Genomic DNA, 24,323 nt, shown 5'->3' on the forward strand with positions numbered 1-24,323 from the left:
CGTCGGTAGTCCTCAGAAGATCTTCGGGCGGTAGTTGTGCTCCGCGTCGAGCACGCCCATGAAACGGAGGCCTGCCACGCCATCGAGGTCGCCCGGGTAGAAGAGAACACTCGGAACATGAACGCGGCCCTTGAGCTGCTCGAGCAGCGAGAAGGTCCGGTACATGGGGAAGAGCGCCCCGGTGCGCAAGATGAACACGATGTCGCGCAGTGGGTCAGGGTCCTCGGGCATGCGTGCAGCGACGAGCTCGACGAGTGGCGCGTACTCCGATAGGACGGAGTGAACCGTCTCGACGATGGTCTCGACGCCCTGTTCGCTCTCGGCAGCGAACCACTCGTCGAGTGAACGCTGCGAGCGCATCGCATCGTCGAGGCATTCGGCGAGCGAGATGCGCTTCACGCGCTTGCCCTGCTGGGACAGACGCGTCTCCAGCAGCGTCACCTGCTTGCGCAGGTCGAACTCGTCGTCCGGGTCATAGCGGAACAGAGCGTACGGCATGTCGTGGTACGCGCTGATGCGCTGCCGGGGATCGGGCAGCTTGAGAACCGGCTCGAGGCTTTGCTTGATGCGGTGTTCGAGGTCGCTCACGCAACCATCCTCTCGGCGTACTCGCAGGTGCTCGTGCAGGGCAGAGAGAGCTGCACGAGGCTGCCGGCGACCTGGTATTCGAGCTTGCGGTATTGGTGCAGACGTAGAAGTTCGTGCTCGACGTCGGCCGGGCGCATGAGGAACAAGCGCCACTCGGGCGACGCGACGACCTTGCTGGGGGCCAGCTTCTCGTCGCGCATCGCGTGCAGGAGGTAGAGAAAGCTCTTCTCCGGCAGGTGGAATGAGACGAACTCCTTGGTGATGGAGCCGCGCAAGAGGCCGAAGTCCACGGCGATCTTGAGCAGGCCCGCCGCGACGCGCTTCGTCGTCTGCACCGACCACGCATGCTCGGTGGTCGCTCCGCGATTGGCGATGCTTCCGAGGTAGCCCTCGACATCTTCGGTGCGAACGCGGAACGTGCCGCCGTCGTAGGCGGAGAAGAGCCAGGTCTCGATAAAGTCGCGAACGAGGAACTCGTCGCGCGTCATGTGCCAGAGCAAGAGGGGCTTCCATTCGTCGAGCGGGAAGCCATGCTTCGCAAGGAGCACAAGAGGCTTGTCGTGTCCAGCGGGATCGAAGCGGCGGTTCAGTACCTTGGCGACGTCACGCAGCCAGGTCGCGCTGCTCGCGCCGATGAAATTCTCGTGGCGAAGGCGATCGAGGTTCGCGCGCTTTGAGCGCTCAAAGTCCCACGCCGCGAAGACGGCGTAGGTCTCTTCGATCATCGCGCCCTTCACCACGGTGAAGGACGACGCGACGTTCGCGCGCAAGGACGACGTCACGCTTCCGCCCTCCGTGCGTAGGGGACGGCCGGCGCACTAGGCTCGCCACGGGCGAAACCAAGGGCGAGGAGCGCCACGTCGTCGTCGATTCCGGAGAATAGCCCGGGCAGCGGCACTGCGCGGCCTTCCGCCGAGCGGCGAAGGCGTGCGTAGGCATCGACGTCGCGGTCACTCACGACCTCGAACGCGCGCAGGATCGCGGTGAGATCATTGCCCTGGATGCTTTCGAGCTTCTCGAAAAACGCAGCCCAGTCCGCTGCGTTGTCGAGCCAGTACTCCCAGCGTGCGTCGAACTCCTCCTCTGTAGCCTCTGGCAGTCGCCACAGGGTCACGCAGCCAGGGGGATCGAACACCTCTGCGCAGCGATGCGCGGCGACAGCGAAGACGGAGCGGGCCTGGGCGAAGCGGTAAGTGCGCGGGAAGCCTCGCCGAAGCGCGGCGGCGCCGAGGCGACCGAGTTGGCCCTTGGAATTCCACCACTTGGCGAGATCCATCTCGCCGAATCGCGCGACCAGAAGGCGAAGCTTCAAGAGACGGTCGAGGTCGATCGCAGGCGCTGTCATCGAGATTCCCCCTTGTCCGCACCGTCATTGTGAGCGTCGGCCCCACTAGCACGGACCCACTCGTTGACCTCGGACAGATTGAACTCCCAGAGGGAGCCTATCCTGTGGGTAGGCAAGCTGCGCGTCTCGATTGATCGGTAACCCGAGTCCCTCGCTACCCCAAGGTGCCTCGCGACGTCCTCAACCGAGGCCCAAGGGCCTGTCGTCATCGACTCGCTCCGGTCGGGTGAAGCCCCTTGCGCATTGGGGCAGGGTAGCCGGACCAAGCTATGCCCCAAAGGCTCGACTAGAGTCGAAAAACAACAAAGGTAAGAGATCAACCTACCCCAACAGCCCCCGCCAAGCTGCCCGCGGCGCCGCCCAGTTCCCGGCATGGGCCACAATTCGGAGGGCGCGTTCGCTGAGCAGCTCCACACCGTCCACCGCTTCCAGTTGGAGCTGGAGTGAGCTTGCCCGGCTTCAGTGGACACCCTGTCACAACGGGGGGCGGCGAACACTTACGGAATGCCGGTGCCCCGTCATAATATCGGCTGCTGCCGGAGTGCCCAATACGCCTCCCGGATGGGCGCGGCTACGAGCGTCCTTCCAGGGGCCCCTCGGGAGCAGCGTCTGCCAGGAGAACCTCTCGGAGTACGTGGCGCCCAACGAAAAGCCCTCCTTGCCCAGCAGAGGGGGCCGGGCCACGCAACATGCAGCCGCGAGTTGGGGCAGCGGCAACTTGGCGCGGTCGGCTCGACACCGCCTGCGGAGGCTGTGGACGCTGGCCGGACCGGCCGAGATGGGCCACGAGGCCACCTGGACAGCGCGCCTCGGCCTAGAGCCTGCGCGCGCCTTGAAAGCATACGACATTCCCCCACCTCAGTGCTTCGCCCTCGAGCCCACGCGCACCGCGAAGCCATGCGACTTCCACCCATCTCACCGACTGTGGGTGGAAAGCTGACAGCGGCCCTTTACTAATGATATTTGGGCACACAGGGAGTAAAGTTCGCGGAGGTTCAATCGGCCCCGATTGAAGTGCGCCACCAGCCCCCTCCTTGAAACCGCTGAATACTACTTGGTTTTCGGCCCATCAGAGAGTTTGAGTCCTCTCGGAGAGAAGCCGAGAACGAGTTCGCGCAGGGCTTCACTCGGGGAGCTACTTGAAGGGCCCTACCAACCGGTAAGGCCCTTTTTGTTTAACAAGGGCCTCGCGATGACATCGCGGGGCCTTCGTGCTTAAGCTCCTGAATCCCAAGGGATTCTGGCTCGCGGTGCTGAAGAGGGCGCTCTCGTCCCTCTACCCCGCAGAGCGAGACGCCCCCTCTCCTCCGCCACTGATTGGGCTCTCTGGATCGCTCTTTCACCCGTTTTTGGGGAGAGAGAGGCCGAGAGTGGTTAACAGCTTTGTTAACCACTTCGGGCGACCGATTCTAATAATCCAGGGCTTTCGATGTCGTACCTTCCAGGGTTGCTTCTCTTCCCTGTTTCCAAGACGGCTCGGAGCCTTTTGAGGCTACCGCGCCCCCTCGTATCTGTTAACCGAGAGAGCGAAACGCCCCCAGTCCTTACTGGGTACTCGTGATTTCGTCGCGCGCAGACTCTCCGAGAAGACTCTCAGAAGCTCTTGGCCGAGTTCTCGGCCCGGCCCCCTGCCCCGCCTCGCTGCTCTTGCCCGCGCGCCGTCGTGGCTCCTGCTGGGCAAGGAATGACGGCCCGAGGATGCGCCCGCGGTCGCCAACGCCTGTGCTGAGCCGTCCAGAGGCCCCGCGCAGAAGCCCGCCGCAACCCGCCCCACACCGGCCCGCTGATCCACGGAGGTGAGGCGCACCATGGGGATGGCGCATGTCCATCTCCCTGAACTCGCCATGGGAGGACAGCGAGCGAAGGCCGCACCTGCACACAGGCCCGTCGCGGATCCACGCCCTTTCCTCCATCGGAAAGCCGCTCGTCCTCGTGCTTCGTGACGGAATGGTGCTGCACCTACCGCTGCTCGCCGTCGGGCCGTTTGACCTTCTTCTCGGCTGGCCGGGCAACGAGGTCCTCGTCCACCTACACGCCATCACCTTCTAGGAAGCAGCGTAGCCACCCCAACCTGCCTCACCGAAACCGGCGCGCCAGTCGACACTCTCTGGCGCGCAAAGGGCCACTCACATGGACTCGTCCCTTGTCGCGCCGAGCCTCCACCGCACCCGGCCGAAAGGAGGCTGAAGGCTGGTTCCCTCGTGGCGGCCCACCTGGACCCCAGGCGCCATTTTCGATGAGTCCACCTTGGACTCTACCGGTTACCTCGAGATGCTTCCGTCACCAAACCTAGCCATCGCCATACTCTCCAACTTACCTTTCACCAAATCATACTTCGCATGCGTCAAATAGGCATGAACACCAACCCAATGGTTAACATTAAGGTGAATCACCTCCACGCCACCCTGCGCAATCAGACCGGCCAACACTCCAGCCATCGGCCGAGCAAGGCCATCCGTCATATACAATCCAGTCAAACCAATCTCTTCAAGCACCACAGGCAGGAGTTCTCGCCGCATCCTCTCCTTGGCCTCTGCCTCTTCTTGCTCGAGATTTCTCACCTATTTCCTCCGGAACAGAGCCCTGAGCGGCTCTGTTGATAGCCGGCCCGGTAGACTCTAGCGCGACGCCCAATGCCGCCACCCCACTAATACTACCCGGTCACTTTCCCCTGTCTCCCGGCGTTTCTCTGCGGAAAATTTTCCTTGTGGAAGACCCGAAGTGACCAGTTCGTATTAGGCGCGACGCCTCTGATCGAGCAAACGCTTCACATCCTCTACCTTCCGCGTTTCCCCGCCCAGATGGATCACCGCATGACAGTTCGGACAAACCGGCCGCAGGTCCGCGACCGGATCAACAATGTACGCTGCCCAAATCTCCGCCAGTGGCTTCAGGTGATGAACATGGATGAACCCCTCGGCGAGCGGGCCATACGCAGCAGCGAAGCTAAACCCGCACACCACGCACGCCGGGCCATAGTGGGCAATACATGCTCGCCGGGCCGCAGGGTCACGCTCATAGCGGTTGACGAGCACTTGTCGCGCCGTGCCCTCGATGAACGGTTCGCCGACGGGCAACTCGCCGGGAAGAGCAGCCTGTCGCTCCAAGACTCGGCGGCACTCGACCAAGTGCTCGGTTCGCGAGAGACCAACCAACTCCGCCACAATATCCCAGTTCGTTTTTCGCCCTTGCTGGCCTTTCGGTAGGCCACTGAGGGGACTGACGTCACTCTCCCGGGCGATCCCCTTCTCGTCCAGCATGGCTGCAATGTTCAGGACCTTGAGGTGGATGGAGTCACGGCTACGTCCCTCAAGTGAGTGGATTGCCTCGACGCCACCGAAGTCGTCGCCGTTGAAGCGAGCGGCATAGGTGCAGAGCACCACCTCATTGCGACTAAACCGCAGACCAGCCACCGATGCGCCTCCTTCGCCGAACGACATAGCTCACCTGCCCACTCACGCACTGCACGACTCACTTCAGAAAGTCTATTTTCCAGCCGGGTCGAGCCACAATTGGGAGCGAGCCTTTTGGGGCGTCCCCGGCGAGGCGCCGCCACAGGCCCTCGTCTCCGGCAGCTCCCAGGTACGCCTTGACGCGCCAGAGGCTTTCCCCGACGTCCCTCCCAGTGATTTGCGCATAACCCTCTCCTTACCCCCCGTCGAATACTCGCTGATCCGTCACTCATCCTGTGCGACAGGATCGGTTGCGTGGGCTTTCCCACGGCTTAGGCAATAGCGCTCCAAATACGAGAACACCTCATGAACGGTGAGGATGTTAGAAGCCTCAACCTCCTCGGCACCGTCGCTCCGCACCACACGCGCCTGCCCCTTCAATAGGGGATGCAGAGTCGGCACCCGGCTGTATTCCTCGTCCTGAACTTCAACAACGTAACGTCCCTCGTTCCCACCCCAAATCCAGACTGACGGCTGATGACAGTAATCGTCTCCATGGACGAAGAGCTCTGTGCACACGCCGCCATCAAGCCGGCCCAGGGCACTCTTTATTTCGAAGAGACTGGACGTGCAGTTCTCATACTTGCGTACGAGCTTGCCGTCCCGGCTCTTGAGAGTGAAGCAAACCTCAAAGAAAGGTGGATCCCCTCCGAAGCCCTCCAAGTAGGGTAAACCGTGATCCGCAGCAAACTTGGTGGCCTGTGTCAGGAGCGAATCTGCATGCGCACGCTGCGCCATCTTCGTCAGGACACCCTGCGGGAGTTCCGCAGCGGGGTGCCGAAGCCCACTACCAAGGAAGTATCGAACGCGATCCAGCGACAGCTCCTCCCATGTAAGCTCATAAGTTGGGTCGAAGTACCCGCCTGCTCCATCAGAGAGCCAGACATGAACTCGCGGCAACTCTGGACGATTGACTCTGGGATGGAGCGGCACCAATGATAGGCCAGCAACGATACTCCATTCCCGTTCGCCCCGCCTCCATAGCTCGGTAGCCATGGCCGAAGCATTGTCCTGGCAACTGTTGGGCCCGAGCACGACGACGCCCCCATGTGCCGCCAAATCATGCAGGTGTTTCGGGCACGGTAGAACCTTCACGGGCTCATAGGCTCCCGTCGATATGATCAGCTTTGCCATTTCTTCACTCGTCACGAGAGAGCCCTTTCGAGGGATTGGCCACCAAATATACCGCAAGCAATTCCCTTCCTAGCTTAGATTTCCTTTAGAAACCGCAACAGAGCGGGAGCGCCCCTCGGGTTGACAGAGCCCCAGCGGATTTTGAAAGGAGTTCTAGTACTTGTGCCTACCCAAAATTCAGTCGCTGCGTCATGAGTACGTCAAGGCTGCGTCAAAACGCGCGTCATGAAGTGAGCGATGCGCATGACGAGCCGCTGGTCCTCCCTTCCGTTTGATAGAGGTCGGAGCTACGCCCAGCCCAGACGCCTCAACACCTCTCTGCCTGCGTGTGGACACTCCCCGCCCTTCCTGCGAACACAGGTAGGCTGGCGCAGCACGCGCGGGTCTACGAGGATGTTGTTGGAAAGACCGAGACTCTACGCGGCGCTCGTACCTGTGGTGGAGCCCGAAGACTTCCCGTAGCTCTATCACCTTGGCTCCATGCTCTGGGCCCTGCACCGCACGCGTCTCGGGCGCATCTTTCCCGAGCGACAGGTGCGTCCGGCTCGCATTGTAGTAGCGCCGGTACTCGCGCAGCAGGCGCCGGGCGTGGGCTTCGTTCAGGACGACGACATGGTCCAGCAGCTCCCTACGTATCGAGCCGATGACTCTCTCCGCATAGGGATTCTGCCACGGACACCGTGTTGCACTCGGCACCTCGCGAATCCCAAAATGGGTAAGCGTGGCGCGAACGCCCTCCGAGTAGAGCTTGTCCCTATCTCGGTGCAAGTACCTCGGAGCACTGGTCCAGGGAAAGGCCTCTCGCAACTGCTGCTTCATCCATTCTTCCGTCGGGTGCGCTGTCACATTGAGGTAGAGGATTCGCCTGTCTCGGTGACTCACAACCACAAATCCCGACAGCACTCCAAACGTCGCAGTCGGAATGACAAAGAAGTCCATCCCCGCAGACTCCGACAGATGCAAGCGCAAGAAGTTCCGCCATGATGATGACGGTTTCGGCGCTCCCCTTCCCGGTCTGGGCATGTACCGGGCGACCGTTGTCTGGCTTACCTCCATCCCCAACTTCAGCAACTCCCCGTGAATGCGCGGGGCACCCCAGATCGGGTTGGTTTCGGCCATGCGCCGAATCAACGCCCTCAGTTCCAGGGTTGCCCGAGGACGTCCCACCCGACGCCGAGACTTCCAGCGCCAGAAGAGCCGAAAGCCCATCCAATGCCACTTCACCACTGTCGCCGGCTGCACCAGGAACAGTGACCTCCGCCACCCCTGCCAGAGGCGTTGGAGAACGACCCAGAAGAGGCGGTCGCCCCGGGCAAGCCTCGGGGATGGGCGCTTCTCACGGAAGACTGCGAGTTGCTGGCGAAGAGCCAGGTTCTCCAGCGCCAGTTCCGAACGGCTCCGCAGGGCCGAGCGCATCGTCTCGACCAGCGCCTTCACGAAGACCCGCATCTTGCCATTCTTGCCGACCGTAGCTGGCAGGCCAGAATTCTGCCACGCCCTGGCACGCGCCACCTGGCACCTTAGAGACAGTCACGCCCCCCACCGCCCCCCTTCCAGCACCCGCATGTTCTGGAGTCCCTACACTCTTCGGGTCCCATTCGCAGTACCGTGCATACACTGACGCGTTCGTTGACGCAGCACTGGACGCGAATTTCCGGTAGCCACCCCCGTCGGAAGCCTCGGATCAGCCGCCTCCGCCACCGTTTCACGGAGGGTGTTTGCCTGCCACGCGAGGTGGACGGCACTCCGGTCCGGAGCGCCCCAAGAGCCTCCGAGAGCGCCAAGACTCCGCAGATGTCAGCACCGTTCTGCTGACGTCACGAGCCGGTCACAGCCACGGTCACGAGGCTTGCCTGGAGGCCCACCCCTCGGGGTGCCGACCGCCCTTCGGCCCTTGCACCGTGCGCAGATATCTTGGGGCTTCGCGTTCTCCAAGTACTCCGCGTGACCGCATGGACAGGACTGCCACCTTCTTTCGATGACACCCGACAATCCCGACCGTTTCACGGCAGCTTTCCCGTGTCATGACAGTCGATTGCGCTTCGCACTTCGGGGTCATTCACATGGCCGATTCCCGGTCCTCCAGTCCGGTGAGTCGACACCCGATCGAAACCCCATGACCCCATTCCGAAGTCTGTGGCTCACGGCCGCCCTACTGATGGCCGCCTGTGGAACGACTGAGCTCGCGGAGCCCGACGACGTACTGGATGCGACGACGGCCCAGGGCCTCTCCACGCTCTCCGTGCGAGGAACCACCAGCGCGAGCGGCCTGGCCACCACCACCCTCTCCATCCCCACCCCCGTCGGTACGGCCGCCGGAGATGTGCTGGTGATGCAGCTGAGCAATCGCGAGGCCGTCGCCGCCGTCGCCACCCCACCCGCTGGCTGGACGCTGCTGCGCTCCGAGCAGAGCGCCTCGGCCATCAAGTCCTGGCTCTTCCTCCGCGTGGCCAGCGCGGCCGAGCCGAGCAGTCACACCTTCACCCTCGACCTCGCCAGCTCCATGGCGGCCACCCTGGTCGCGGTGTCGGGCGCGGATCCGCTCCAGCCGATCGACGTGCACGTGGGCCAGAAGAATGGCAACAGCGCGAGCCTCGCGCTGCCCGTCGCCACCACGTCGTCCGCGAACGGCCTCGCAGTGTGGTTCTCGGCCCAGGTCTGGGGAGGCGCCGCGTGCCCCGCGGTCCACACCCCTCCGACGGGCTTCACCGAGCAGCTCGACACCTGCCTCGTCTCGTCGTCGCGCGGCGTGCTGCACAGCGCCGCCACCTCGGAGCTCGGGGCCGCAGGTGCCCAGCCCGCCTTCACCGGCAGCTCCACGCTCCCCAACACCAACATCACGCACGCGGTGGTGCTGCGTCCCCTCCAGCCGCCGGCCACCGGGGAGATCACCCTCGTCGGCACCACGCACGCGAGCGGCACGACGGTCACCAGCCTGACCCTCTCGACCCCTACGGGCGTCGCCGCCGGTAACGTGCTGCTGGCGCACCTTGCGAACCGGAACCAGATCGGCGCCGAGCTCACCCCGCCTGCGGGTTGGACGCTGGTGCGCACCGACATGAGCACCTGGAGCATCCGCAGCTGGGTCTTCGTCCGCGTCGCCACCGCCAGCGAGCCCGCGAGCCACACGTTCCAGAGTTCCATCGCGAGCAACCTCGTCGGCAACCTCGTGGCGTATGCCGGCGTCAATCCGGCCAACCCGATCGACACGCACGCCGGCAAGAGCAACAGCGGCTCGACGGCCTTCACGACGCCGCAACTGAGCACCTCGACCGCGGGCGGGGCTGCCGTCTGGTTCGGCGCGCAGGCGTGGACCGGCGCCGCGTGTCCGACCCCGGCGATCGAGCCCCCCGTGGGCTTCGCCGAGACCTACGACACCTGCTTGGTGTCCTCGTCCCAGGGCCTCGTCTTCAACGCCGCCTTCATGCCCCTCGCCGGTGCCGGCCTCCAGGGACCGTTCAACGGGAGCTCGACGTTCGCCGAGACCAACGTCGCGCAGGTCGTCGCCCTTCGCCGCGCCGAGGTCGCACCGTCCTCGGGGGTCGCGTTGCGTGGGAGCTCGCGCCACAGCGGCCTGTCGATCGCTTCGCTGTCGATCCCCAAGCCGTCGGGGACCGAGGCCAACGACGCGCTCATCGCGCGGGTGACCGTGCGCAACAACATCTCCGCGACCGTCACGCCGCCCGCCGGCTGGACGTTCCTGCGCTCGGAGCAGAGCGCCTGGGCCATCCGCACCTGGATCTTCTACCGCGTCGCGGGCGCCTCCGAGCCCGCGAGCTACGCGTTCGGACTGGACGCGACCACCCACATGGCGGGGAGCGTGGAGGCCTTCAGCGGCGTCGATCCGATCCAGCCAATCGACGTGCACGCAGGCCAGAAGAACGGCGACTCCGCGTCGTTCACCGTGCCCGACGTGGTGACCGGCAGCGCGGGTGGCCTCGCCGTCTGGTACGGCTCACAGGTCTGGCCGGACGCCACCTGCCCTGCCACCGGCATCGAGCCGCCGCTCGGCTTCACCGAGGCCTTCGACGCGTGCCTGGGTCACACCAATGGACTGCTCTTCAATGCGGCCTACCGGTCGCTCACCGCGCCGGGCCTCCAGACGGGCCTCTCCGGCAGCTCCGCGTTCGTGCAGACCAACACCGCGCACGTGATCGTCCTGCGCGCCGCCAACGCCCCCAGTTGCATGGTCGGCGACACGTACGCGAGCACCTTCACGCTCCAGGGCACCGTGACCGCGCCGGAAATCGTGGAGCCGTCGGGCCTGGCCGCGAGCCGCGTGGTCGGCAACGCGCTCTACGTGCACAACGAGGACACCACCGCGATCGTCGCGATCAACACCCTCAACGCGAGCACGATCGGCACGTTCAACGTGACCAACGTGACGCCGGCCGACTGGGAGGACCTCGCAACCGGGCCCTGCCCGAGCGGCTCGTGCATCTTCATCGGTGACATCGGGAAGTGGAGCGCCAACTTCCCTCCGGGTGGCAGCCCCACGTCGTTCACGATCTACCGCGTGCCCGAGCCGGATCTCGCCAACGGCCAGACCTCGGGGGGGCTCGTCGCCGAGGCCTTCCCGTTCGTCTATCCGGACGGCGCGAAGGACGCGGAGTCGCTGATGGTGCACCCCACCACCGGGGACATCTACGTCGTCACCAAGAACGGGGGCACGGGGCAGAGCGGCGTGTACAAGTTCCCCCAGCCGCTGACGCCGGGCGTGCAGGCCACGCTGATCCACCTCCACACGATCCAGCTGCCGCTGAACGGAGACGCCAACTTCTCGGCCGCGACCGCGGCGGCGATCCACCCATGCGCGGATCGCTTCCTCCTTCGCACCTACCGCACTGTCTACGAGTTCCGTGCGACGCCGGGACTTGGCTTCGAGTCGGCCGTCTTCGCGACGCCCGTCACGCTGACCGACACCACCGAGGGCCAGGGTGAGGCGATCGAGTACGAGGCCAACGGCGCGAGCTACTTCACGATGAGCGAGAGCCCCTCGCCCTTCAGGCTCAAGCGCGTGCCCCTGCGGTAGGACCGCGTCGGCACGCCGAGGAGCAAGGCCGGTCGTGGGGCACGTCCCCATGGCCGGCCTTGCTGTTCCGAGCTGGGAGCTCGCGCTCGGCAGCCCATGTCCTGGCGCAGTTGCCCGCCTGGTTCGACGACTACAACCGCTGCCACCCTCACCGGGGCCTCAAGATGAAGTCACCCCGCGAGTTCCGTACTGCCAACTCTCAACCTTGAGCTGTCCGATTTGACGGGGGCAACTCCACTGTCTCAGCTACGCCTCTCGACTGGCACAGCACTTGTTGTCGGCCGGGCTCGGCATCCGCGACAAACCGCTCGACCTCCTTGAGGTGGAGAAGTCGAAGGCAGGCAATTCCGTACGTCGTTCACGGTCCTTGTCCGGGGCGCATCCCGGGTTCTTTTTGGCATTTTAAATGGCCATGTCACACGCGGCATCGGCTGCGTCGTCCTGGGGATGGAAGGGCGCTTTGCCCCCCAAAACGAGGACCTACAAATGAAGCCCAGGATGAATGCCTTCGCGGTCGCGCCTGACGCCCTCAACCTCATGCTGGATTTCAGCAAGAAGGTGGAGGCGCTCGGACTGGAGCCGAGCCTCTGCGAACTCGTCAAAATCCGTTCATCCCAAATCAACGGCTGCGCCTTCTGCATCCACCTGCACACCCGCGACGCCCGCGCCCATGGAGAAACCGAGGAGCGCATCTACCTTCTGGACGGGTGGCGTGAGTCCCCGCTGTACACCGAGCGCGAGCGCGCTGCCCTGGGCTGGACCGAGGCCCTGACGCTCATCGCCACAACCCATGCCCCGGATGAGGATTATGCTGCGCTCAAACCGCACTTCACCGAAGAGGAGATCGTGAAGCTGTCCCTCATGATTGGTGTCATCAACACCGCGAATCGGCTCGTCCTCGGCTTCCGAGCCGTGCACCCGGTGAACCCTCGCAGTGAAGCCGCCTAGTTCAAATCCCGCGGACGTCTTCGACCCGCTCCGCCCCCGCCTGCTCCGCATCGCGTACCGGATGCTGGGCATCGTCGCGGAGGCGGAGGACGTGGTGCAGGAGGCGTACCTCCGTTGGCACCAAACGGACCGCGACGCCGTGCGGGACGCCGAGGCCGTACTCGTCCGCACAGTGACGCGCCTGTGCCTGGACGTCCTCAAGTCCGCGCGCGTCCGCCGCGAGGAGTACGTGGGCACCTGGCTCCCGGAGCCCATCATCGAGACAGTGGAGGGCGACGACTTGACGCTGACCCTGATGATGGCCCTCGAGCGCCTGTCTCCGCTGGAGCGGGCCGCGTTCCTCCTGCACGACGTGTTCGGCAAGGACTTCGAGGCCGTGGCGAAGACCATCGACCGGGCCCCTGCGGCCTGCCGCCAACTCGCCAGCCGGGCGCGAGCCCACGTGCAGGAGGCCCGGCCCCGCTTCCCCGTGACGGAAGAGAAGGGCCACGAGCTGGCGTCGGCGTTCCATGCCGCGTCGCGAAGCGGTGACACGCAGGCGCTCCAGGCACTCCTGGCCCAGGACGCCATTCTGTACGCCGATGGCGGAGGCAAGGCGAAGGCGGTCCCCAATCCCATCTACGGGCGAGAGAAGCTGGTGCGCTTCTTCGAGCGGGTGTGGCGCATTCCAGCCGTCGGCTCGGCGCAGCTCGTGCACAAAGGCACCATCGACGGCCTGCCCGCGTACGTCACGATGGATCCGGATGGAATGCTGCAGACCACGGCTTTCGCCATCGAGGACGGCCGAATCGTCGCCATTTACGTCACGCGCAACCCCGACAAGCTGAAGGGCATCCGTCGCGCGATGGTGGGCGCGTCGTAGGAGGCGTCGGCACGCACCACGACCCCTGCAAGATGGACCGCAGAAGCTCGTGGCCAAATCCGCGGACATCCCCCCTCCTGGACCGTCCGTCTCACTCCGCCTGCATCCGAACGGGTGCCACGCGAATGCAATCGAACCGTTTCGTGCCATCCTCCGTTACGGCCGTTTCGGCCTGGCTCCGGCCTGGGGGGCCTGCGAGAGTGCCCATCCCCTTTATGCGCCTGATGAAAAAACGCTCCGTAACCATTGCTGGAATGATGCTGGTGCTCGCCGCTTGCAAGACGACGGGCCCTGCACCCGCCCGCGATATCCCCACGGCCATGAACCAAGCCGCGACGACCCTGCTGCAATCACGACTGCTGCACGCAACGTCGATCGCAGTGGTCTATCGCGGCGAGGAGTTCATCCTGCACCGGGGTGAGCTGGAGACCGGCAGGTCCAATCCGCCCGATGATTCGACCCTCTATGAGATAGGGTCGGTCAGCAAGACCTTCGTCGGCCTGCTGTTGGCAAACGCTGTCCTCGAAGGCAAGGCGACCCTCGACGACCCGATACAAAAGTATCTGCCGTCCGCCTATCCGAACCTTCAGTCAGACGGCGGGCCGGTCCGTCTGCGCCACCTGGTCACACACACCAGCGGCATGCCGGGGATGTTGCCACTGCAAGTGAATGAGGTGTTGAGGGACTTCACCGCGCATGCCACCCCGGCAAAGCTCAATGCCGCCTATGCGGACTACGGGCAGCCGCAGTTCTGGCAGGACCTGCACACCGTCAGCATCAAGGGCCCGCTTGGCAAGGACTATGCTTACTCGAGCGCCGGCACCGAGTTGGTCGCGCACACCCTCGAGAAGATCCACGGGGCTCCCTACGAGTCGTTGCTCGCGGAGTTCCTGGCGCGGGAAGCCGGTATGCACGACACGTGGCTGCGCCTGCGTGCCCAGGACGCCAACCGCTTGGCTCCTGGCTACCACAGCGACAACCCGGTCGGCACCACGCCGATGCCACTCCTGCCCTGGGGCGCGGCGGGAGCATTGAAGGCGACGATGCCGGAGATGGTGAAGTACTTGCGCTTGCAGTTGAGCAACCATCCCGCGGTGACAGAGTCACACAAGCCGCTGGTGCGCTTCGCGGAGGACTTCAGCATTGGCTATTTCTGGAACATCGGCCAGAGCAGCCAGTTGGGCACCCACTACGTGCATCACGGCGGCGTGCCTCGCGCGCAATGCTATCTCTACCTCGTGCCGAAGTATCAGTTGGGGGTGTTCATCATCACCAACCAGAGCGGCGATGCGACCGCCAACGCCATGGAACGCGCGCTGGCGCCCCTCTTTGACAGGGTCGAATCCATGCAGGGTCGCTAGCCCCCTGTGTCAGGGAAGTTGTCGCCTCTGCTGAGCGGCCGGGATGACCACGCCCCGGGGGCGAGAGCAGGCAGGAGGCAGTGCCGTACACGGATGGATTCAAGTCCCAGAGGGTGAAGCGGATGGTGGGTCCGGGCGCGGTGAGCGCCGCGCATTCGGGCACAGGTAGAACGCAACGCTATTTCTTGCAGGTCGTCACCGGATCGACCTTGGCCACGTCGGCGCCCCACAGGCAGACGACGCGGTCCAAAGCCAGGCCGCTGCGGGAGTTGCTGAAGAAGACGATGCCGTCGCCGGATAGCGGACGCATCAAGAAATGGGCGCGGAAGCCGGCCCGATTGCGTCCGTCGTGACCGACGGCGGTGCTGCCATCGCCGAGGCGTTCGATGTAGTGGCCCAGGCCGTAGCCCCCCTCATCGGGCGCGCGCGGCGTGCTCAGTTCCGCAGGTGTGTACATCTGGGCCAGTTGCGCTCGGCAGCTCCTTGAAGTCGAGCCAGCCCTGATACCCGCCCAAGGTCGTGCCTGCGGTGTGCGACAGCAGGCGGCGGATTGTGATCAGGCGAGGGTCGAACGGGCTCTGCGCCAGCGGCCACGGCGACAGCACATCGGCCACCGGCTTATCCAACTGCACGCGCCCCTGCTCGGCCAAACGCATCGTCACCCAGCTGGCGATCGGCTTGGCCAGCGAGGCAGCGACGAACACCGTGTCGGGCGTCACTGGCACCTTGCCCGCGTGGTCCGCGAAGCCGAAGCCCTTGGCGTAGACCAGCTTGCCTCCGACAATCAGCCCCACGGCCGCGCCTTGGATACGGGCTTCTTTCATGAGGGCCGGCACTTCGCGCTCGATGACCTGGGCGAACGGCGGTAGCGCAGCGGCGGGCACGGTGAGGGTGCCTGGCTCGGCCTGAACGCCGCGACCGTCGCGCGCCTGGAAGATGTGGGGCTGCACCTGGAGGCTCTGGGCCTGTGCGAGGGACAGCGGAAGGATGAGGCAGGGCAGGAGCACGGCACGCATGGACGTTCCTCCGAGAGAGGGGCTACCCCAAGGAGGATGCGGTGGCCCGCGCGGCGCGTGGGGTGCCGGTCGCCCAACGTCTCGCGGCGTCGCCGGAGCGCGCGTGGGACGGCGCCGCGCTACGCATGCCGAGGCTGCGCCGCCCCAGAGCTTCAGCTCGGCGAGTCCGCCGAGGCGACAGCTTCCCTGACACACGGGGGGAGGGCCCCGCGCCGCTTCCTGTTGGGCGCCTGCGGCGGCGTCACAGCCGCCCAGCCCGCTCTCGCGGCTCAGCCATACAGCTCGCTCAGCGGTCCCGGCGCGATGCGCGTGCTGCCCTCCTGTCCGAAGGTGTTGAAGTCCGCATCTCCGAACGCGTGGCCGAGCGTGTTGAAGAGATTGGAGACCTGCCGGTTCCGGGCCGCGTCGTACTTCGGGTACACGACCGTGCGCCCGTCGGTCTTCAGGCCCAGCGCGTTGCCGCCCACCACGAGCTTCGGCCACTCGCGCGCGGTCGAGTGGTGCTGCTCACCGTTGTCGGACATGAAGACGATCGCGGTGTGATCCAACATCGAGCCGCTCGCGCCGACCTCGGGCGTGGCGGCCAGCGTCCTCGCCAGGTTCGCCACCAGCTGCACGTGGCGGCGGGTGACCTCGGCGACCCGGTCCCAGTTCTGCCCCGCATCCAGGCCGTGCTGCAGGCTGTGTCGCGGGACGTCGGCCACGTCCGGGCCGTAGGCCACGTCGAAGCCCGAGGTGCCTGTCGCCAGCACCACCGTGTTCGTCAGCCCGCCCAGGAGGGACGCCGTGGCGATCTGGAACTGCGCCTCGAACCACTTCAGCGAGTCGGGCGGTGAGCCCGCGCCGGTGATGAGCGGGTTGTCCTTCGGCGCCAGCGGCAGGTAGGGCCGCACGCGGTTCGCCATGCCCGCGAGCTGATCCTCCCGCGTGCGCAGCGACTCGAGCGAGGAGAGGTAGCGCTCCAGTTTCAGCCGCTCGTTGGAGTTGCCGCTGAACTCCGCCAGCGCCTTGCGCGAGTCGGCCAGCGCGAAGTCGAAGAGCATCTTGCGATCGCGCCCGTTCGTCGAGCCGCCGAGCAGCGAGCCGAAGGTGCTGTCGAACGCGAGCGACGGGTTGACGATGATGCCCGCGGGCTTGCGGGGTCCGAGCGCGCAGGTCTCGTACACGATCGACACACGCGCGGAGCTGGTGCCCAGGCGCAGCACGTCGAACGGTGCACCCCGACGCAGGCGAGGTGCGATCACCGCGTCGAAGGTCGCGCCCGCGCCGTTCACCGCGCAGCTCAGCGCGCCCGTCCCGCTGGAGTGCCCGCCGCCCGCGATGAGGCTCGAGAGCCCCAGCAGCACGGCGGAGCGGTTCACCAGGTCGAGCTTGCCGGAAGACGCCGCCAGCGGCCCGAGGCTGATCGCGCTGGCGAGATCGTCGCCCTCACGCACCAGCGGCGTGGCCTTGTACGCGTCCCAGAAGAGGCGGTCGGAGGTGTTGGCGCGTCCACCCAGCGCCGCGCGGGTGCCCGTGCTCAGGAGCGCGCGGGGGTAGACGCCATTGCACTCGAGGACCAGCACCAGGCGCGCCGGCAACGCTGACGACTGGGCGTAGACGTCGTGGAAGTAGGGCGCGAAGAGGCCGGCGGCCATGCCCTTCAGGACGGTTCGTCGCGAGAACATGACAGTCACTCTCCAGCCTGCGGCAGACGCCGCGTCTTCCAGGTGTCGCTGGTCATCAGCGTGGTCAGCATCTTGGAGAACGAGCCGTTGTTCTGGTCATAGGCCTGCTCCATCTGCGTCAGCGCGCAGGCGTCGCTCGGGTTCTCCGGGCGGCCCATGAAGTAGCGGAAGGTCTGTCGCACGAAGCAGCGTTTCACGTGCCGCGACGTCGCCAGGCGCTCGCTCAACTCCACCGCGTCGCGCACCGGGCCGTCCAGCGCGGGGTCCGGCATCGACGTGAGCGTCGAGCTTCCGTCCGGCGTGGTCCAGCCTCCGCTGGTCGAGTGATCCCGCGCGCGCAGGAAGCCCGCGTGGTTGTAGATTTCAAAGGGCAGGCCGAGCGGCTCCATCAGGCGGTGACAGCCCTGGCACTGCGCTCCGGCGGTCGCCTCCTGCAGGCGGCGGCGCGCGTTCTTGTCGGCGGCGTGATCGCCGACCTGGGCTGCCACCTGCACGCTGCTGAGCGGCGGGACGAAGCCGCACAGGAGGTTCTCGCGCACCCACTTGCCGCGGTGGACGATGGACGGATCGTCCTCGAAGTTGCCGCCGTGCGCGGCCAGCCACACCGGGTGGGTCAGCACGCCCGCGCGCTCAGCGTCAGGCAGCTTCTTCCAGCGGCCCGCGACGGTCGCCGGGAGGATCTCGCTGACGTTGTAGGGGAACGAGAGGCCCTTCTGCGAGTCGTACGCCGCGTGCTGCATGGAGGGCACGTAGAAGGTGCGCGTGGTGAGCAGGTTCGCCAGCACGTCCCGATCCTCGACGACCACCCGCGCGATCAGATCGTCGAACTGCTGGATGAAGGTCGGCTCCAGCGGATGGTAGTTGGTGAGCAGGTTGTCATACGAGGCCGAGCTGATGTAGCCCAGCCCCTCGAGTTCGAAGCGCGAGGTCGCCGCCGGGGACTCCTTGAACACCGCGGACACGTGCCCGTAGCCGAGCCACTCGCGGAAGAAGCCCGCGACGCCGTCACCCAGCCAGTATTGCCCGCGCTTGGAGCGCTGGTCCTCGTTGTAGTCCTGCACCAGATCGAAGCGCGGTGTCCCGTTCTGGTTGGCGTCGACGCCGCCCAGGTGCTTCTTGATCAGGGCGGTGGTCGTCGCATCCTGCGTGAGCGAGCCATCCTTCGCGGCGATGGCCACGTCCGCCAGATGCCCCTCGAGGGGCGCGGAGTAGTAGGGCCACACGAAGCTCGGCGTGGCCGAGGGCGCGCGCCCCCCGAGCGCGTAGGCCAGCTGCGAGCCCAGTTCCAGGCTGGTCAGTTCCACGCGACCGCCGGCCGGCTCACCGCCCATCTCGCGGCGGAACATGGCGCCGGTCATCATCCACGCGGCGTTGGAGATCCGCGTGATGGAGTCCGCGCGGTTTCGCGGGGAGTTGCTCGGCTCCTGCGCGATGACCGCAGTCGCGAAGGCGGTGATGCGGGTGAGCTCATCCTCGGTGGGCGGGCGGAAGAAGACGCCGAACTCGAGCATCTGGCCGAGGTGGAAGCGCTTGCAGGCGTCGCTCGGGTTCGCGTCGTTGAACATGCAGCTGAAGCGGCTGTTGGTGTAGACGCGCTCCATCCGGTTGCCGTCCGGGTAGTTCATCGTCCACGGCGCGGCGGCCGCGCCGACCACCGGCAGGAAGAGCTCCACCGTGGCCTCGTCCAGCGTCTCGTCCGTGGCCCAGGAGCTGTACTGCTCGATGGCGCTGGGATCGAGCGGGTTGTCGTAGAAGCTGAACCCGGTCCAGCTGCGCTCGACCGAGCCACCGACGTTGCGGGTGAACTCGCGCCGGTTCATGCGGCGGATGCGCGTCGGCGCATCCGAGCGCACGCCTTCGGTGCAGCTGAAGAGCGCGGACTGATCGAGCAGGTTGGGCTCGGACACCACGGTCACGGGCGGGCCGTCCGTGCCGCTGCAGAGGGGCATCCCCTGCCCGATCCAGGCATCGAGCGCGGCGAGCTCGGCTGCGCTCGCGCGCTCATGCGGGGCCGGCGGCATCGGAGACGCATCGTCTCGCATGCGGATGAGCGCGCGCTGGGCGTTGCTGAGCCTCCCATCCATCGCCGAGCTCACCCGCATGTCGTGCAGGGTGCGCAGCGGCAGCGTCGCCCCCTGGGTCGGCAGCGCGCCGTGACAGCTGGCGCAGCGATGGGTGAGCACCGACTGCACCACGCACGCGGCGCCCAGGTTCCCGCCGGGGTCACCGGCGTCACCGGGGTGACCGGCGTCAGCGGGGTTGTTGGGGCCTCCGTCGTTGGTGTTTGGCTCGATGATGCCCTTGCACGCAACGAGGCTCAACAGTCCGGCCAGCAGGAGGACGCGGTTCATCCAGCCAGATTGGCACGGACAGCGGGGGGGATGGCAAGGTCGATGGGTCCTGAGGCATGTGTCGAAGCTGAAGCAGAACCCGGAGGGCGGCTGATACGTGCAGCGGTTGTTCAGCCGGGCAGCTCAGGCCCCCGTCGCCGGGGCCGGCGTCTCACCGCGCGGCAGGACGCCCTGCATCACCAGGCTCAGCACCATCACCAGCGCACAGCCGATGACGTTGAACCAGAGGTAGCCCACGTCGGAGAGGAAGAAGAGGGCAATCACCGTCGCCTGGGAGATGACGGCCGCCGCGAACACGGCATGGCCTCGCACGCGTTTCACGAAGAAGGCCACCAGGAAGATGCCCAGCACCGTGCCGTAGAAGATGGAGCCCAGGATGTTGATGGCCTGGATGAGGTTGTCCAACAGCGAAGCGAAGGTCGCGAAGGCCACCGCGACCAACCCCCAGAACACGGTGAACAGCTTGGACGCCACCAGCACATGCCGGTCCGAGGCGCCGGGCTTGAACACCCGCCGGTAGAAGTCCACCGTCGTGGTGGTCCCCAACGCCGCCAGCTCGCTGGAGATGGAGCTCATGGCCGCGGACAGGATGACGGCGATGAGCAACCCGAACAGCCCGCTTGGCAACCAGCGCTTCACGAAGGCGATGAAGATGTAGTCCGAGTCCTTCGTCTCCGCGCCCGGAAGCGCGCGCGCCACCATCTCCTTGGCCTCCTTGCGGACAGCGCTCGCCTGCTGCTGCGCACCCTGGAGCAGCGCCCGTGACGCCTCGCCGGCCGCCACGTCGCCCGACTCGACGGCCGACAGGTAGCGCTCCACCTCCGCGCGCTTGCCGGACTGGACCTGCTCCCACTTCGCTTCCAGCCCTGCGTATTCGGTCGCCTGCGGCGTGCCCTGCACGCGGGTGCGCAGCGCCTCGTTGAAGAGCAGCGGCGGCGTGCTGAACTGGTAGAAGACGAAGACCAGGATGCCGACGAAGAGGATGAAGAACTGCATCGGGATCTTCAGCACGCCGTTGAAGAGCAGCCCCAGCCGGCTCTCGGAGATGGAGCGGCCCGTCAGGTAGCGGCCCACCTGGGACTGGTCCGTGCCGAAGTACGACAGGGACAGGAACAGCCCGCCTGTGATGCCAGACCAGAAGTTGTAGCGGTCCTGCATGTTGAAGTCGAAGCTCACCACGTTCATCCGGCCGAACACGCCAGCGACGTCCACTGCCTTGCCGAACGACACGTTCGCGGGCAGGCGCCAGAGGATGACCACGGCGGCCACCACCATGCCGCCCATCATCACCACCATCTGCTGCTTCTGCGTCTGGCTCACCGCCCTGGAGCCTCCCGTCACCGTGTAGAGGATGACGAGCGCGCCCATGACGATGACCGTGGGCTCCAGCGGCCAACCGAGGATGGTGGAGAGGATGATGGCCGGCGCGTAGATGGTGATGCCCGCGGCCAGGCCGCGCTGGATGAGGAAGAGGAAGGCGCCCAGCAGCCGCGTCTTCAGGTCGAATCGCGACTCCAGGTATTCGTACGCGGTGATGACGTTCAGCCGGTAGTAGATGGGCACGAAGACAGCGCTGATGATGACCATCGCTATCGGCAGTCCGAAGTAGAACTGCACGAAGCGCATCCCGTCCTCGTAGGCCTGCCCGGGGACGGAGAGGAAGGTGACGGCGCTGGCCTGCGTGGCCATGACGCCCAGGCCAATGGTGGGCCACTTCAGCTCACGGCCTCCCCGCAGGTACTCGTCGCTGGTGGCCGTTCCTCGGGACTTCCAGAGGCCCCACACCACGATGGACGCAATCGTCGCTCCCAGGACCAGCCAGTCGAGCCCCGTCACGCGTACGCCTCGGTGAGCGCCCAGAACAGGGCGACGAACAGCACGAAGATGCCCAGCACCAGGAGGTAGATGTTGCGCCAGGAGCCCAGCAGCGGCGGCGCGTCATCCATCTCGGGCCGGTGCGCGGGGGCGCCGGCGGCGGGCTCACGGGGGGTCAGGTTGGGAGCGGTGCTCATGGAGAGAGGATGTTGGCCAAAAGGCGGTAGGCGCCGGGAACCCCGGCGGGGAGCTGACGGAAGAAAGAGAGGCCCGTGTAGACGAAGGTGCCCTTGCCATGACGGGCGACCAGCAGCGCGCCCTGGAGCGGCGCCTCGCCGGCATCGTGCATGGCGAACACGGGCTGATAGTGAGCGTCCCACGACGACGCGAAGTAGAGGCCACGCTCCTGCACCCAGCCCTCGAAGTCCGCGGCCGTCAGCGCGTTGGGCGCGCGCAGCAGCGGTTCATTGGCGCGCAGCGGCGTCATCACCGCCGTCTCATCCGTCACCCGGTCGCGGCCAATCTCCATCGGATAGGGCCCGACGAAGGACGTGAGCGGCCCCACGCGGCTGTTGGTGTTGTACTGCACCACCAGCCGCCCGCCGCCCTCCACGTACTGGAGCAGCCGCTCCCGGTGGACGGTCAGGTGCGTGTTGGCGTTGAAGGCGCGCACGCCCACGAGGATGGCGTCGAAGCGCTCCAGCTTCTCCCGGGCCAGCCGCTCCTCGGGGAGCAGCGTCACGTCGTAGCCCACCGCGCTCAGGCTCTCCGCCACGCGGTCGCCCGGACCGGGGATGTAGCCGATGCGCTTGCCCTTCGTGGCCAGGGAGAACGGCACCACCGTGGCCGTGGAGGGCTGGCGCACCGTCAACGGCGGGATGTGGGGATGGGACACGGAACGTGCACGCCACGACCAGGCGCGGTCCCCCACGTCGACGTCCACGGAGAGGACGCCCTCCTGCGTCGAGCCCTGGGGCGGCGTGACCTGGAAGGTGACGGTGCGCTCGTCCCCGCGCGCCGCGAGCTTGAACTCGACCGACGCGGGCTCCACGCGCCAGCCGGGCGGCGCCACCATCCGCACCGTGCCCGGCACCTGGTCCATCTCCGCGGCCAGCACCACCGGCACGGCACGGGGCTCGCCGTTGGGGAACATGAGCACGTCCTGCGCCAGCGTGGCGGTGACGGGCGGGACGACCTCGAAGTCACGGTAGAGCTCGCCGCGCACCGGGTCCGTCCAGGCGTAGAGCACCGGACGCACCGCGCGGAAGCGCCGGCCCGCGACCGCGTACTCGAACGCCACCGACAGCGCGGCAGGGCCCTCCGGCTGGCCGGTGAGCACGCGGTCCTCGCCCTTGAGCGTGTAGAGCCCTCCGGTGACAGGCTCCCGGAGCCAGTAGGGCGTGGAGATGGGCGCCGTCGCCGGCAGCGTCACCGTGCGCGACAGCTTCAGGGGCACGTTCGCGCCCAGCGCCTTCCCCACGGCCTCGGGCTTCTCGCCTGGCAGCGTCAGCCCCACCCACTCGACGGCAGCGGGCGAGCGGTTCAGCGCCACCACGTCCAACGCCACGGGCAGCCCCGGGATGCCCGCGGGCGCGGCGGCACGCACCTCCAGGAACAGCCCCGCGCAGGCGGCGATGAGCGCCTCCGTCTCCCGCAGCTTGGGCGCCTTCCACGGGTGGCTGTCCGGCAGCGCGCTCAGCGCCTCGTGGACGCGGACGAGCGCGGGCAGGGAGCGGTGGGGGGCGCGCGCATCGAACGCCTTCGTCGCGGCGGCCACCGCGCGGGACACGGCCTCCGAGCCCTTCCAACGCTTCCAGGAGAGGTCGAGCCCCTCGAACACGTCGCGCTTCGGGAGCGTCCCCGCCAGCGGCGTGAAGTACTCGGCGCTGGGGCCCCGGTCCGCGGCCTGGCCGAAGCCCTGGCTCTTGTGCTGGCTGCGGCTCTCCGCGGCCACCTCGCCCCACGAACGCCCCAGCAGCGCGTCGTAGCCGCCCACCTCCAGCTTCACGTAGCGGGACAGGTCCTCATCGGGCTTGAACCACCACGAGGAGGCGTTCTGCAGCAGGCGGTCCGCCTTCCACGGCTTCACCTCCGACAACTGCTCGGGGAAGCGCCGCGGGTCGGCGGCGGCGATGAAGGCCTCCGCCGCCAGCAGCGCGGAGGCCGTGTGGTGGCCGTGGTTGGGCGGCGTCGTGGTGAAGCGGGTGATGATGACGTCCGGCTGGAAGCGCCGGATGGCGAGCACCACGTCCGCCAGCACCGCGTCATGTCCCCAGATGCGCAGCGCCTCTTCCGCGCTCTTCGAATAACCGAAGTCCCGCGCCCGCGTGAAGAACTGCTCCGCGCCGTCCACGCTCCGCGCGGCGAGCAATTCATGCGTGCGGATGAGCCCGAGCAGGGCGTCCTGTTCGGTGCCGATGAGGTTCTGCCCGCCATCACCGCGCGTCACGGACAGGTAGCCCGCGCGCAGGCCGCGCTCTCCCACCAGCCAGGCGAGCAAGCGCGTGTTCTCGTCGTCCGGGTGGGCCGCGACATAGAGCACACTGCCCGTCACACCGAGCCGCTTCAGGCCCGCCGCGATTTCACCCGCGTGGGGCTGCCGGGCAGGCCGCGCCACCGCCGTCGACCCGATTCCAAGGCTCATGGCCAGCGTCATTCCGAGGAGCAGGTTCCGCATTCGGGCGGACCCTACAACATGCCCCTTCCCTGCGCGCGGCCCGCATTCCTTCCGGGATGACGCCCTCCGCCATGG

Annotated in this window: 20 protein-coding genes and 1 pseudogene; 6 read left to right on the forward strand and 15 right to left on the reverse strand. The window is 66.5% G+C overall.

Annotated features, from left to right (window positions below):
• Positions 1–12: 12 nt before the first annotated feature.
• The 4 genes from OV207_RS17700 to OV207_RS37660 are packed head-to-tail and all read right to left on the reverse strand — an operon-like array spanning position 13 to position 2,307.
• Positions 13–588 carry a BREX protein BrxB domain-containing protein gene (locus tag OV207_RS17700; RefSeq protein ID WP_267556344.1) on the reverse strand — a complete coding sequence of 192 codons (576 nt, stop codon included), beginning with the start codon at positions 586–588 and terminating at the stop codon, positions 13–15.
• Positions 585–1,370 (reverse strand): BrxA family protein, encoded by a 786-nt coding sequence (locus OV207_RS17705; protein ID WP_267556345.1) that lies wholly within the window; start codon positions 1,368–1,370, stop codon positions 585–587. The genes OV207_RS17700 and OV207_RS17705 overlap by 4 nt, the downstream gene beginning before the upstream one ends.
• Positions 1,367–1,933, reverse strand: coding sequence for a BrxE family protein (locus OV207_RS17710; protein ID WP_267556346.1), 567 nt, complete (start codon positions 1,931–1,933; stop codon positions 1,367–1,369). The genes OV207_RS17705 and OV207_RS17710 overlap by 4 nt, the downstream gene beginning before the upstream one ends.
• The gene (locus OV207_RS37660; protein WP_324291539.1) at positions 1,930–2,307 is read right to left on the reverse strand and encodes an excisionase family DNA-binding protein; all 378 of its coding nucleotides are present in this window, start codon (positions 2,305–2,307) and stop codon (positions 1,930–1,932) included. The genes OV207_RS17710 and OV207_RS37660 overlap by 4 nt, the downstream gene beginning before the upstream one ends.
• 1,447 nt (positions 2,308–3,754) lie before the next feature.
• On the opposite strand from OV207_RS37660, the gene OV207_RS17720 reads away from it, so the two are divergent.
• On the forward strand, positions 3,755–3,982 hold the full coding sequence (locus OV207_RS17720) for a hypothetical protein (protein WP_267556348.1): 228 nt from the start codon (positions 3,755–3,757) through the stop codon (positions 3,980–3,982).
• A gap of 212 nt (positions 3,983–4,194) precedes the next feature.
• Here OV207_RS17720 and OV207_RS17725 read toward each other — a convergent pair whose 3' ends face one another.
• The 4 genes from OV207_RS17725 to OV207_RS37665 form a co-directional block, all read right to left on the reverse strand.
• Positions 4,195–4,494 (reverse strand): hypothetical protein, encoded by a 300-nt coding sequence (locus OV207_RS17725; protein WP_267556349.1) that lies wholly within the window; start codon positions 4,492–4,494, stop codon positions 4,195–4,197.
• 174 nt (positions 4,495–4,668) lie between these two features.
• Positions 4,669–5,346 (reverse strand): HNH endonuclease, encoded by a 678-nt coding sequence (locus tag OV207_RS17730; RefSeq protein ID WP_267556350.1) that lies wholly within the window; start codon positions 5,344–5,346, stop codon positions 4,669–4,671.
• A gap of 264 nt (positions 5,347–5,610) precedes the next feature.
• Complete coding sequence (locus tag OV207_RS17735) at positions 5,611–6,519, reverse strand: hypothetical protein (protein WP_267556351.1); 909 nt, start codon at positions 6,517–6,519, stop codon at positions 5,611–5,613.
• Between the two features lie 189 nt (positions 6,520–6,708).
• Positions 6,709–7,968 (reverse strand): integrase core domain-containing protein, encoded by a 1,260-nt coding sequence (locus OV207_RS37665; protein WP_324291540.1) that lies wholly within the window; start codon positions 7,966–7,968, stop codon positions 6,709–6,711.
• 667 nt (positions 7,969–8,635) lie between these two features.
• Here OV207_RS37665 and OV207_RS17745 point away from each other — a divergent pair.
• The 5 genes and pseudogenes from OV207_RS17745 (at position 8,636) to OV207_RS17765 (ending at position 14,722) form a co-directional block, all read left to right on the forward strand.
• A complete protein-coding gene (locus tag OV207_RS17745; protein WP_267556352.1) occupies positions 8,636–11,551 on the forward strand; it encodes a cell wall anchor protein in 2,916 nt (971 codons plus the stop codon).
• Between the two features lie 89 nt (positions 11,552–11,640).
• A pseudogene (locus tag OV207_RS17750) lies at positions 11,641–11,760 on the forward strand (integrase core domain-containing protein); the annotation flags it as partial.
• A gap of 277 nt (positions 11,761–12,037) precedes the next feature.
• Positions 12,038–12,499 carry a carboxymuconolactone decarboxylase family protein gene (locus OV207_RS17755; RefSeq protein WP_193347670.1) on the forward strand — a complete coding sequence of 154 codons (462 nt, stop codon included), beginning with the start codon at positions 12,038–12,040 and terminating at the stop codon, positions 12,497–12,499.
• Entirely contained in the window at positions 12,486–13,361 is an 876-nt protein-coding gene (locus OV207_RS17760; RefSeq protein ID WP_267556353.1) for a sigma-70 family RNA polymerase sigma factor, read from the forward strand. Before OV207_RS17755 ends, OV207_RS17760 begins: the two co-directional genes overlap by 14 nt.
• A 200-nt stretch (positions 13,362–13,561) precedes the next feature.
• Positions 13,562–14,722: a serine hydrolase domain-containing protein gene (locus OV207_RS17765; protein ID WP_267556354.1), complete on the forward strand. Its 1,161-nt coding sequence runs from the start codon at positions 13,562–13,564 to the stop codon at positions 14,720–14,722.
• A 178-nt stretch (positions 14,723–14,900) separates the two neighbouring features.
• On the opposite strand, the gene OV207_RS17770 is transcribed toward OV207_RS17765, so the two are convergent.
• The 7 genes from OV207_RS17770 to OV207_RS17800 form a co-directional block, all read right to left on the reverse strand.
• Positions 14,901–15,179 carry a serine hydrolase gene (locus OV207_RS17770; protein ID WP_267556355.1) on the reverse strand — a complete coding sequence of 93 codons (279 nt, stop codon included), beginning with the start codon at positions 15,177–15,179 and terminating at the stop codon, positions 14,901–14,903.
• A complete protein-coding gene (locus tag OV207_RS17775; protein WP_267556356.1) occupies positions 15,136–15,738 on the reverse strand; it encodes a serine hydrolase domain-containing protein in 603 nt (200 codons plus the stop codon). The genes OV207_RS17770 and OV207_RS17775 overlap by 44 nt, the downstream gene beginning before the upstream one ends.
• Before the next feature lie 269 nt (positions 15,739–16,007).
• A complete protein-coding gene (locus OV207_RS17780; RefSeq protein WP_267556357.1) occupies positions 16,008–17,405 on the reverse strand; it encodes a DUF1552 domain-containing protein in 1,398 nt (465 codons plus the stop codon).
• Between the two features lie 5 nt (positions 17,406–17,410).
• Positions 17,411–19,756 (reverse strand): DUF1588 domain-containing protein, encoded by a 2,346-nt coding sequence (locus OV207_RS17785; protein ID WP_267556358.1) that lies wholly within the window; start codon positions 19,754–19,756, stop codon positions 17,411–17,413.
• Between the two features lie 123 nt (positions 19,757–19,879).
• Positions 19,880–21,592, reverse strand: coding sequence for a sodium:solute symporter (locus OV207_RS17790; RefSeq protein WP_267556359.1), 1,713 nt, complete (start codon positions 21,590–21,592; stop codon positions 19,880–19,882).
• Entirely contained in the window at positions 21,589–21,768 is a 180-nt protein-coding gene (locus tag OV207_RS17795; RefSeq protein ID WP_193347664.1) for a hypothetical protein, read from the reverse strand. The genes OV207_RS17790 and OV207_RS17795 overlap by 4 nt, the downstream gene beginning before the upstream one ends.
• Positions 21,765–24,248 (reverse strand): PIG-L family deacetylase, encoded by a 2,484-nt coding sequence (locus OV207_RS17800; RefSeq protein WP_324291541.1) that lies wholly within the window; start codon positions 24,246–24,248, stop codon positions 21,765–21,767. The genes OV207_RS17795 and OV207_RS17800 overlap by 4 nt, the downstream gene beginning before the upstream one ends.
• Between the last annotated feature and the right edge of the window lie 75 nt (positions 24,249–24,323).

Source organism: Corallococcus sp. BB11-1 (assembly GCF_026626625.1).
Lineage (GTDB): Bacteria > Myxococcota > Myxococcia > Myxococcales > Myxococcaceae > Corallococcus > Corallococcus soli.